The organism is Leucobacter sp. UCMA 4100 (assembly GCF_027853335.1).
Classification (GTDB): domain Bacteria; phylum Actinomycetota; class Actinomycetes; order Actinomycetales; family Microbacteriaceae; genus Leucobacter_A.
In genome coordinates this window covers 213,950-224,618 of sequence record NZ_JAFEUS010000002.1, presented here as the reverse complement: position 1 = coordinate 224,618, position 10,669 = coordinate 213,950, and the positions used below count along the sequence as shown (strand labels likewise).

Sequence of the window (10,669 nt, the reverse complement as noted above, 5' to 3'; positions counted from 1 at the left end):
ATGCGCATGAACGAAGCAATCGAGCGGTTTCTGCGTGCGCTCGAGCAGGAATACGGGTACTCAGAGCACACGGTGCGCGCGTATGCCCGCGATCTCTCTCAACTCGAACACACCGTGGGCGACGAGGCCCAGCGCGACATTGCCCAGCTCACGCTTGACGATTGTCGTGAATGGGTGTGGAGAAGGCAACAAGAGGGCCTTTCGCAACGCACCCTTGCTCGTGGGGTCGCGACGTTGAAGTCGTTTGGCGGCTGGCTTGAACGCTCGGGAACCGTACCCGGAAACCCCGCTTCTCGACTGAGGGCTCCGAAACCGGGTAAGAGCCTGCCGCGGGTTCTCACCGAAGACCAGGTCGAACGGATGCTCGGCACCGTTGAGACGCTCACGAGTAGCGGTGATCCGCTTGCTATTCGCGATCACGCGCTCTTCGAGTTGCTCTATGCAACGGGGGCACGTGTTTCAGAGCTTTGCGGGCTCGAGCTCCGGGGCGTTGATCTCAGGGAACGCACTATTAGGGTGCTCGGCAAAGGCGGCTCTGAGCGCATCGTGCCCTTCGGTATACCTGCCCAGAGGGCGATGCGCCGTTACCTCGAAGAAGCCCGCCCAGCGCTTGCCGCACGGGCGACAACCAAGAGCGAACACGACTGGTGGTTTCTTGGGCCGCGAGGCGGCATGATGCGCCCTGAAGCGGTCTACCGGGTTGTCTCAGCACATCTCGGAGAAGAGCCGGGCAGTGGCCCGCGTGGCCCGCACGTCTTTCGGCACACCGCGGCCACGCACCTGCTTGACGGCGGAGCTGACCTCAGGGTTGTGCAAGAAATGCTTGGGCATCGCAGCCTTGAGAGCACCCAGGTCTATACGCATGTTTCAACCGAGCGTCTCGCGGAGCGGTACCGAACGAGCCACCCAAGAGCATGAATCGGTTGACTCATCCCTGTAGCGGAAGCAGCACTGGGCGGCCCGCGAGAAAACGAAGCGGGTTTACGTACTCACCAGACACACGTACCCCGAAGTGAACACAGTTGCCGTCACAGTGACCGCCAACGGCTACGTGCGCCAAAGGTTGGCCTTGGGCAACGGAATCCCCGACCGAGAGCTCGGTAGTCGCAGGCTCGAACGTGTAAATGATGTCACCGTCGACCCGCACGCTCACGGCAGGTTTCTCTGCAACCACACCTGCAAAGTGCACGGTTCCTGACGCCGGCGCAAGAATGAGTGAGCTTTCGGTTGACGCAAAATCAATGCCCCGGTGCCCTTTCCCGTAGCGCCCCTCTGGCTGTTCGTAGAATCGCTCGATCGTTGGTATCCGAGAGAAGGGAACACGCCACGTAGGTCCGTTATGAGACTCCCGGTCGATCACGGCGCTAAGGCCCTGTCGCTCATCTTCGCTCGCATAAACCGTGCTTGCTTGTCGTGTCTGATGAGAAGCCATGGGCAGCAAGGTGAGGGTAAGTAAGAGCGTGGCCGCGAGCGTAACCGTGTTTCTGAGGTGGGAAACAGGGCGCCGAGCGAAGCGGGGCAGAAGAAGCATGGTCATGAACATGAGTTTGCTTGCCTGAAGAACAGGCGAAGAAGCTTTACACATGCCACGCCGGGGCGAACCACGAGAATCTGCTGTGAACGTCGAAAGCGTGAGACGTGGAGCAAAAACGATGGTAAACTTTTCCCAGCACCTCGTCTGAGGTGACTTCGCGTGCCCAATCACGCACTCTTCTCCATTGGTCCCGTTCGCGGGTGGAGCAGGGGCAGGGCACCAGGATACAGCCGTGTCTCACACGGTCACGTATGAAACCAGAACGCGCACTCACCTGCGCAGAACAGGAGAACGGCCATGGCCGTAGTAACGATTCGCCAGCTGCTCGACAGCGGCGTGCACTTTGGTCACCAGACCCGTCGCTGGAACCCGAAGATGAAGCGCTTCATCTTCACCGAGCGCTCGGGCATCTACATCATTGACCTTCAGCAGTCACTCACCTACATCGACGCTGCATACGACTTCGTCAAGCAGACCGTCGCTAAGGGTGGCAACGTCCTCTTCGTTGGTACCAAGAAGCAGGCTCAGGAAGCCGTAGCCGAGCAGGCAACGCGCGTGAACCAGCCTTACGTCAACCAGCGCTGGCTCGGTGGCCTGCTCACAAACTTCCAGACCGTTACCGGTCGCCTTGAGCGCATGAAGGAGCTTGAGCAGCTCGATTACGAAGGTGGCACCACCGGCTTCACGAAGAAGGAACTGCTCCTCAAGAAGCGCGAGCTTGAGAAGCTCCAGAAGTCGCTCGGCGGCATTCGCAACATGACCCGCACGCCTTCGGCGCTCTGGGTCATCGACACGAACAAAGAGCACCTCGCGATTGACGAAGCCAAGAAGCTTGGTATTCCCGTCATCGGTATTCTCGATACCAACTGCGATCCTGACGAGGTCACCTACCCGATTCCGGGTAACGACGACGCGATCCGCTCGGTTGCACTGCTCACGCGCATCATTGGCGACGCAGTTGCTGAGGGCCTCATGGAGCGTCACCAGAAGCCGACCGAAGGCGAAGCAGCAGCTGAGCCCCTCGCTGAGTGGGAAGTAGAGCTTCTCCAGGCGAAGGAAGGCGAAGGCGAGAAGGCTGCTGCGCAGCCCGCAGAAGCAGCTGCTGAAGAAGTGCCTGCTGAAGAAGCACCTGCCGCTGAGAAGGCCGAGTAACACACCCCAGATCCCAGTAAATGCTCGATTTCATTGAGCGTTTCGAACGTAAGGAGTCCATATGGCAGCGGTAAGCATGGCTGCAATTAAGGAACTGCGTGAGCGCCTTGGCGCTGGCATGACCGACAGCAAGAACGCTCTCATCGAAGCTGAGGGTGACATCGAAAAGGCGATCGAGATCCTTCGTCTGAAGGGCCTCAAAGGCGTTGCAAAGCGCGAGGGTCGTTCAGCAAGCGAAGGCCTCATCGCTGTAACCGAGGGTGCTGGCGCAGCAACCATGATCGATCTCGCATGCGAGACCGACTTCGTTGCAAAGAACGAGAAGTTCATCGCGCTCGGTGACGTTGTTCTCGAGGCCGTTGCAGCCGCTGGCGCAGCAGACCTCGAAGCAGCTCTCGCGGCTCCTGCTGGCGACAAGACCGTTGCCGACATCATCGTCGACGAGTCAGCGATTCTCGGCGAGAAGATCGAGCTTCGTCGCGTCGCACGCGTCGAGGGCGAAAAGTTCGAGACCTACCTGCACCGCACCTCGAAAGACCTGCCACCGCAGGTTGGCGTTGTTGTTGCCTTCAGCGGCGACGACAGCGAGACCGCTCGTGCGATCGCTCAGCACATCTCATTCGCTGACCCACTCTACGTGAGCCGCGACGATGTTCCTGAGGCAGAGGTCGAGAAGGAGCGCTCACTCGTTACTGAGATCGCAAAGAACGAGGGCAAGCCCGAGGCCGCACTCCCGAAGATCATCGAGGGTCGCCTCAACGGCTTCTACAAGAACGTCGCGCTGCTCGAGCAGGATTACGCTCGTGACAACAAGCAGAGCGTGAAGCAGGTTGCTGAAACCGCTGGCATCGCCATCACCGGCTTTGCACGTTTCAAGGTAGGCGTCTAACACACTCTGAAGAGACCCGGGTCGAGATGACTCGGGTCTCTTCCTATGTCAAGATACATAGAGAACAACCACCGCACACGATAGGGGATGTACAAGCACATGAGCGCAACCGAGGGAAAAAAGCGTCGAGTCCTTCTGAAGCTTTCGGGTGAGGCGTTTGGTGGCGGTAGCCTCGGGGTCAACCCCGATGTCGTCAGCCAGATCGCTCGTGAGATCGCTGCAGCGATGCAACACTCAGAGGTTGCAATCGTCGTTGGGGGTGGAAACTTCTTCCGTGGCGCTGAGCTCTCAAGCCGCGGTATGGATCGCGCGCGCGCCGACTACATGGGCATGCTTGGCACCGTGATGAACGCCCTTGCCCTCCAAGACTTCCTCGAGCAAGCAGGGGTATCGTCGCGTGTCCAATCAGCGATCACGATGACCCAGGTTGCCGAGACCTACATCCCTCTGCGTGCGGTTCGTCACATGGAAAAGGGCCGCGTCGTCATCTTCGGCGCAGGTGCAGGACTGCCATACTTCTCAACCGATACGGTTGCAGCGCAGCGTGCGCTCGAGATTCACGCTGATGAGGTGCTTGTCGCGAAAAACGGTGTCGACGGCGTATACAACGATGATCCACGCACCAACCCCGATGCGGTCAAGCTCGACGAGGTCAGCTATAACGACGCACTCGTGCAAGGGCTCAAGGTTGTCGACTCGACCTCGTTCAGCCTGTGCATGGACAACGGGATTCCTATGCGCGTGTTTGGCATGGAGCCTGCCGGTAACGTCACCGCGGCAATTCGTGGCGAAAAACTGGGCACACTCGTACACCCCTAGAAGCTCGCCACGCTACACTGTTTATTTGAACCACACAGCTAAAGGAGCACCCCGTGATTGATGAAGTACTCAGCGATGTCACCGACCGCATGGACAAGGCAGTTGCGGCGGCCAAAGAGAACTTTGCGACGGTTCGTACCGGCCGCGCAAACCCATCGCTACTTCAGGGCGTCATGGTCAACTACTACGGCACGCCAACCCCGTTGCCGCAGCTCGCTTCGGTTGTGAACCAGGATGCACGCAGCCTGCTCATCACCCCATACGACAAGGGTGCGCTGCGCGACATCGAACAGGCAATCCGCGACATGCCAAACCTCGGGGCAAACCCGAGCAACGATGGCCAGGTCGTGCGCGTCTCGCTTCCCGAGCTCACCGCAGAGCGCCGTAAAGAGTACGTCAAGATCGTGAAAGCGAAAGCTGAAGACGGGCGCGTCTCGATCCGCTCGGCACGCCGCAAGGCAAAGGACGACCTTGACGCGCTCAAGAGCGAGATTGGTGAGGACGAGGTTTCGCGCGGCGAAAAAGAACTCGAGGCCATCACCAAGAAATTTATCGAGCAGGTAGACGAGGCCCTGACGAATAAAGAAGCAGAGCTGCTGGAAGTTTAACGCCAATGTCAGAGGAGCTTCGCGACGATCTGCGCCACCGCTTAGAAGAGCGGAAAACGCAGTTCGATGAGGCCAGTGCGCGTATCGAAGAGAAGGCGGGGCGAAACCTCTTCTTTGCGATAGGCTCCGGGCTTGTATTCGGCGCCGTTTTTCTGCTCTCGCTGTTCCTCGCAAAACCAGTATTTGCGGGCGTCGTTGCACTGCTCGTGATTGTGGCGCTCATCGAGCTCGCAACCGCGTACCGTGGGGCCGGGCGTAGAGTGCCGCGCATCGGGGTGAGCATCAGCGGTCTCTTCATTCTCTTCGGCGCATACCAATATGGCGCCAAAGGGATGCTTGGCGGCTTTGTTGCTGGTCTCGTCGTCCTTGGCATTTGGAGACTCGTCGAGGGGCTCGTGCCGCAATGGGAAGTACCGCCGAAAACACTCGTGCGCGACGTTTTCTCGGGGCTCTTCACCCTTGCATATGTGGCGCTGCTGGCGTCGATTGCTATTCTCATCGTTCACGGAGAATCGGGTGAGTGGTGGGTATTCACTCTCGTCGCCGTTGTCGTGTCAGTTGACGTTGGGGCATACGCTGCGGGTGTGACGCTCGGCAAACATAAGATGACGCCTCGCATCAGTCCCAATAAGACCTGGGAGGGCTTCGCCGGAGCGGTTGTCGCTGGAGTCACCGTCGCCATCGTCTGCGCGGTCTTCCTGCTTGAACTACCGTGGTGGCTCGGGGCGCTTCTCGGCATGATGCTGGTGATTACAGCAACGGTCGGCGATCTTACCGAGTCGCTCATCAAACGAAACCTTGGTGTCAAAGACATGAGCTCGTGGGTTCCGGGTCATGGCGGTTTTCTTGACCGTCTCGACTCGTTGCTTCCATCGACCGTTCCTGTCTACTTCATCATGGTGATAACGGGGAGTGTGTAAATGGCTGAATCGGCCGAAGCGCAGAAGGGACCATTTCCTCTGACCGAGGGAAAGGTTCGCGGGTACCGGGTAAATGAGGTCGACGAATTTCTCGACCAGATCAAGGCAACCTACGAGGGTGGCGTCGCCGAGGGTGAAAAAGTCACCGCTTCAATGATTCGACGGCGCGGCTTTGAAGTCACTAAGAAGGGCTACGACCCGAGGTTCGTTGACGCCGCACTTGACCGGCTCGAAGAGGTGCTTTTTGACCGCGAGAGGCGGGCCTTCCAAGAGAAGAACGGTCTTGAAGAGTGGCAGAAGAGCATCGAGTCGCTGGGAAGCGATCTCGCGCTTCGTATGCGTCGCGACCGTAGCGCGAGATTCACGAGGCGTAGTATTTTCTCATCGGGCTACCGAATCTCTCAGGTTGACGCCGTCATCGATCAGCTAGCTGACCGCTTGGACCAGGGGCTCGACGTTCGCGTGAACGACGTGCGCACCGTACGCTTTTACCCGCAACGACGGGGCTACGATGAGGCGCAGGTTGATGCGTTTCTCGATGCCGTTGTCGAGTACCTGTTGTCGCAAAGATAACAATATTGATACTTTTTTAAGAAATATAGGTAAACTGTCTTCATTGTGTCTGTCTCAGTAAAAACTTCAGCATCATCATCCTTCATGCACCGCTTGCGCTACGGGCTTACCTTTGGTTCGGTTATTGCGCTGTTCGGCATGGTGGCGATTGCGCCACAGCTTTCATGGTCGAGCGAGCCTGAGGTATCAGCGCTGTACCAGCCTGGTGAAATGCCCACGCAGGAAGCCATCGCGGCGGCGAGTGTAGAGGCCGAGCACTATCTCGCAGCCCTTGAGGTCGAGACGCTCCCTGAGCCTGAGCCTGAACCAGAGCCCGAAGAAGAAGTCACAGAAGCCCAGGAGCCATCGATTGCGGCTCCGATTCCGACCTACAGTGGAGGTGGGTCACCCGAAGCTTGGATGACGGCAGCCGGTATCGCTCCAGAAAACTGGGGTTACGTTGACTTCATCGCCTCACGTGAGAGCGGTTGGAACCCTAATGCAACCAACCCTACCTCCGGTGCTTGCGGTCTGATTCAGGCATATCCTTGCAGCAAAGTTCCTGGGGGCGGATATGATCCCGTTGCTAACTTGACCTGGGCTAACTCATATGCTCAGAAGTATGGTGGGTGGAACGGGGCCTACGATTTCTGGCGATCAAACAACTGGTGGTGATTCAGCGGTGGCGAGAAAAAACCGTCGCCGCCCAGTAACTCCCAAGCATGACGTCGAGCGTCTCTCGTACGGCGGCGCGAGCAAGGTAGTGAAGCGGGGCAGGGAGTGGTTCGTGCGCGAGGTTCCTGCCCACCGTGCCGAAAAAGAATACCGCTGCCCAGACTGCGGACAAGTGATCGCACGGGGCCAAGCGCACGTCGTTGCCTGGAGCGCAGAGCACATCTTCGGCGACGGCGCAGCAGTGACCGAGCGGAGGCACTGGCACGCTCACTGCTGGCGTATCGCCTCGTAACGGTCGACCCCGATTACGATTCCTGCCAGAAACGAAGCAGCCAGGCATCGGCATCGCGCACCCAGAGTGCACTCTGCAGGCGCTCGCTCGGCTCTGAACCGATGCGCAGCGTTTGCGCGACACCGGGGGCAATGTGGTGCGTCTCGATGCCGCTCTGTGCGCCTAGGCCAGAGCCGGTCGTTGCATGATCAACGAACCCCTGGGCAGTGAGCGCCCCCTCGGCGCCCGACACGATGGCGTTCATGCTCGGGTGTAACAGGGCGCGGATCGAGGCTCGATCGCGGCGCTCGCACGCCTCTCGCAGCCGAGCGTCGGCCGAAGCGACTGCTGCCTGATTCCCAACGTCCTGCTTGCTCTGCTGCGGCTCTGCGCTGTCGAACAGATCAAACAGTGAGGGTGGGGCGGCTTCGGGGGTCGCGTTCGCGTTCTTTGGTCGGGTGCGGGCCGCGTCGTGATCCACCGCGGTCTCTGACTGTTCTCGTGAGAAGCCGGGGCCAGTGTTCGGCGCTGTGCCACGCTGAAATGCGGTCGCGACGTCTCGCGCGAGGTCGTCGACGCGTTCGTTGAGGCTGTGCCCGGCGTGACCCTTGACCCACTCGAAGGTGACCTTGCGGCCGCGCAATGCGTCGTCGAGCTGTTCGAGTAGGTCGCGGTTTAAGACTGGCTTGCCGTCAGACTTCTTCCAGCCCTTGCGCTTCCACCCGGGCATCCACTTCGTCAGTGAGTTGATGACGTACTGCGAGTCGCACAGTACGTGTAGCGCTTCGCTGGTGCCGGCCGTTTCGGTGAGCAAAGAGAGAACGGCCATGAGCTCGGCCTGGTTGTTTGTCGCGTGTTTCCACCCGCCGGCCATCCAGTTCTGCTCATCGATGTACCAGGCCCACCCAGCGGCTCCCGGGTTGCCGAGCGCCGAGCCATCGGCTGCTGCAACGATCGTCATTCTTTACTCCATTCGCGCTCACTGTAGAAAAGTGATCCATCAGTTATTGTAGGAGTGATTGCAGAAGGTATCGGGGAGGCGGTTCAGCGGTTGTACGGGTGGGGGAGTCGTTATGCCGGCGTGGGCGCACGTGCCCGCACCTTGACGTGCGCCGATGAGCCACTCGCGAACGTCGTGGAGCGCTAGCTGATGCCGGCCTCGAGACTCGTGCGTCGCCGCCAGGTGCTTTTGCGCACCCTGGCGCCGCTGCGGAGCTCCGCTGAGAGTGACCGGAGCGTTTTCTGGGCCATCACCGGGCTCAATGCGCTGTGGCTACTCGTTACCGTGATCTGCGACGTGCTCATGAACTGGCAGGGCATTATCGATAATCCCGTCGAGATCGTGGTTTCGATTGTCTCGGGCGTGTTGGCGGTGGTGTGGATCGCTGCCGCACTCATCGTGAAAGAACGCTTCCCGAAGTGGGCGGGTGCTCTCGGCTTCTTTTTCGTGATCGGAGCGCTCGTAGCTCATCTCATCTTCGGCGACACTCCCGTTTTTGCGAGCACCGCACTGCATATTCTGCCGGCGATCATCATGTATCTCGGATGGTTTTGGCCGCCACGACACGCCTGGGTGATGTTTCTCGGCTCAGTGATCGCCATCGGAGTGGGCATTCTCTTGAGCCCCGCGGTGGGGCAGAGCGCGGTACTGACCCCCTCGATTGCGCTGTACACGCTGTGCATCATGGGGCTCGCCTTTATCTTGGCCTCATACCTCAGAACGAATATGAAGCTTGCCGCGCACACCGACTCGCTGACACAGACGCTCAATAGTCGGGGAACGCAGGTGCGCCTGGCGAGTGAGTTCGCGCGTTCAGACCGCAACCAGGAGCCGTTGACGGTTGTGCTGGTCGACCTCGACGGTTTCAAACAGCTCAACGATACCTACGGGCATCCGTACGGTGACAGCATTCTCGCCAACAGCGCTGGGCAGTGGCGCACGACAGTGCGCTCGTACGACACGATTGGCCGTGTTGGCGGAGACGAGTTTCTTTTTATCTTTCCCCGCACCACCGCGGGTGAGGCTTTGCAGGTACTCAACCGCCTTCAGATGAATGCCGTGCATTCGTGGTCGTGGGGCCTCAGCGAAAAACGAGAGGGCGACTCGGTCGAGACGCTCCTTGAACGTGCCGATGCGAGGCTCTACGAAAAGAAGCAATCGAGGCCCCGGAGACCTGACGGTCGGCTGATGACGGGCCCCGTCGAGATTGCCGTGCACGGCGGAGTGAAACCGCCGAGAAAACGTCTCTTCAGGTTTCCGCGACAAACCTCGTTCTCGATTATGAGCGCAACGCTCGGGTTCTTTGTGCTCGTGCCCGTCACGATCGGTACTCTCTTGAACCCTCCGGAGGTGCATGGCGGCCTCCTATGGCTCACACTCTCGGCATGTGCGCTCTCGCTCGTTTCGATTGCGCTCCCGCTGTGGTTTGGGAGTCGTTACCCCGCCAGGGCATGTTTTTGGACGGCTGCGGTGCTGCTCACGTTCATGGTCGTCTCGGCGCTTCTCGTCGAGTCAACGACCCACGGCATCGCGCTGTTGTACGCGACGTCGCTTGTGGCGCTCTACCTCGGCACGTTCTCAGGAACGAAGGCCTCGCGAGGGCTGCTCATTTCTGGGCTCCTCCTGCTCGGGTTGCCGCTCCTTTTCGAGAGCAGCCTTGCGGGCAACGCGGTCGAGCAGCGCCTCATCGCGACAGCCGTCATTTATGGTGCGATCGTGTATTGCATACTCTTCGAGCTCAGCTCGTATCTGTACAGCCGTTCACGCGCCTTTGTTGAGCATGACTCACTCACCGGGGCGCTCAATCGCCACGGCCTTGCCGCGTACGGCTTCAACGAGTTAGCGCGTGCGGAGCGAGCCGGGTACCCGCTCTCAGCCGTCATGCTCGACTGCATTAACTTCAAACAGGTGAACGACTCGGGTGGCCACTCAGCTGGCAACCGTGTACTCAAAGACGTCACACAGCACTTTACGGCGAACCTTGGTCCAGAAGATATCTTTGTACGGCTGGGAGGCGACGAGTTCTTCGTGCTGTTGCCGTACTTGAGTGTGTACGAGGCCGAACAGAAGATTCGTCATATCTTGCAAACCGGGCCTATCGGCATGCACGTTGGCGTGACCGATTTTCGCCCCGGTGATACCGTCGACACGCTCATTGCGAGAGCCGACGACGTTCTCTTTTCAACGCCGTCATAGCCCTGGTCGCATCGCCTGAAATGCAAAGGGGTCGGGTGCGCTTTCGCGTGCCC

12 protein-coding genes are annotated in these 10,669 nt (G+C 59.4%); 10 read left to right on the top strand and 2 right to left on the bottom strand.

Annotated elements, in window-relative coordinates; all coding sequences use genetic code 11:
- Entirely contained in the window at positions 1–918 is a 918-nt protein-coding gene (locus JSO19_RS01255; RefSeq protein WP_270909230.1) for a tyrosine recombinase XerC, read from the top strand.
- A gap of 10 nt (positions 919–928) precedes the next feature.
- On the opposite strand, the gene JSO19_RS13090 is transcribed toward JSO19_RS01255, so the two are convergent.
- A complete protein-coding gene (locus JSO19_RS13090; RefSeq protein ID WP_442915668.1) occupies positions 929–1,432 on the bottom strand; it encodes a M23 family metallopeptidase in 504 nt (167 codons plus the stop codon).
- A gap of 399 nt (positions 1,433–1,831) precedes the next feature.
- Here JSO19_RS13090 and rpsB point away from each other — a divergent pair, with 399 nt between their 5' ends.
- From rpsB to JSO19_RS01215, 8 genes are all read left to right on the top strand, one after another.
- The gene (gene rpsB, locus JSO19_RS01250; protein ID WP_270909229.1) at positions 1,832–2,686 is read left to right on the top strand and encodes a 30S ribosomal protein S2; all 855 of its coding nucleotides are present in this window, start codon (positions 1,832–1,834) and stop codon (positions 2,684–2,686) included.
- A 61-nt stretch (positions 2,687–2,747) separates the two neighbouring features.
- Positions 2,748–3,575 carry a translation elongation factor Ts gene (gene tsf / locus JSO19_RS01245; RefSeq protein WP_270909228.1) on the top strand — a complete coding sequence of 276 codons (828 nt, stop codon included), beginning with the start codon at positions 2,748–2,750 and terminating at the stop codon, positions 3,573–3,575.
- Between the two features lie 99 nt (positions 3,576–3,674).
- Positions 3,675–4,394 carry a UMP kinase gene (gene pyrH, locus JSO19_RS01240; protein ID WP_270909227.1) on the top strand — a complete coding sequence of 240 codons (720 nt, stop codon included), beginning with the start codon at positions 3,675–3,677 and terminating at the stop codon, positions 4,392–4,394.
- Positions 4,395–4,447: 53 nt separating this feature from the next.
- Positions 4,448–5,002, top strand: coding sequence for a ribosome recycling factor (gene frr, locus JSO19_RS01235; RefSeq protein WP_270909226.1), 555 nt, complete (start codon positions 4,448–4,450; stop codon positions 5,000–5,002).
- 5 nt (positions 5,003–5,007) lie between these two features.
- Positions 5,008–5,922 (top strand): phosphatidate cytidylyltransferase, encoded by a 915-nt coding sequence (locus JSO19_RS01230; RefSeq protein WP_270909225.1) that lies wholly within the window; start codon positions 5,008–5,010, stop codon positions 5,920–5,922.
- Positions 5,923–6,495, top strand: a complete 573-nt coding sequence (locus tag JSO19_RS01225) for a DivIVA domain-containing protein (protein WP_270909224.1) — start codon at positions 5,923–5,925, stop codon at positions 6,493–6,495.
- 45 nt (positions 6,496–6,540) lie between these two features.
- Positions 6,541–7,149, top strand: a complete 609-nt coding sequence (locus JSO19_RS01220) for a transglycosylase SLT domain-containing protein (protein WP_270909223.1) — start codon at positions 6,541–6,543, stop codon at positions 7,147–7,149.
- Positions 7,150–7,156: 7 nt separating this feature from the next.
- Entirely contained in the window at positions 7,157–7,441 is a 285-nt protein-coding gene (locus JSO19_RS01215; RefSeq protein ID WP_270909222.1) for an ATP/GTP-binding protein, read from the top strand.
- A gap of 13 nt (positions 7,442–7,454) precedes the next feature.
- Here the strand turns inward: JSO19_RS01215 and JSO19_RS01210 are convergent, their stop codons facing one another.
- On the bottom strand, positions 7,455–8,381 hold the full coding sequence (locus JSO19_RS01210) for a ribonuclease H family protein (RefSeq protein WP_270909221.1): 927 nt from the start codon (positions 8,379–8,381) through the stop codon (positions 7,455–7,457).
- A 189-nt stretch (positions 8,382–8,570) separates the two neighbouring features.
- On the opposite strand from JSO19_RS01210, the gene JSO19_RS01205 reads away from it, so the two are divergent.
- Entirely contained in the window at positions 8,571–10,616 is a 2,046-nt protein-coding gene (locus tag JSO19_RS01205; protein ID WP_270909220.1) for a GGDEF domain-containing protein, read from the top strand.
- The last annotated feature ends 53 nt before the right edge of the window (positions 10,617–10,669 follow it).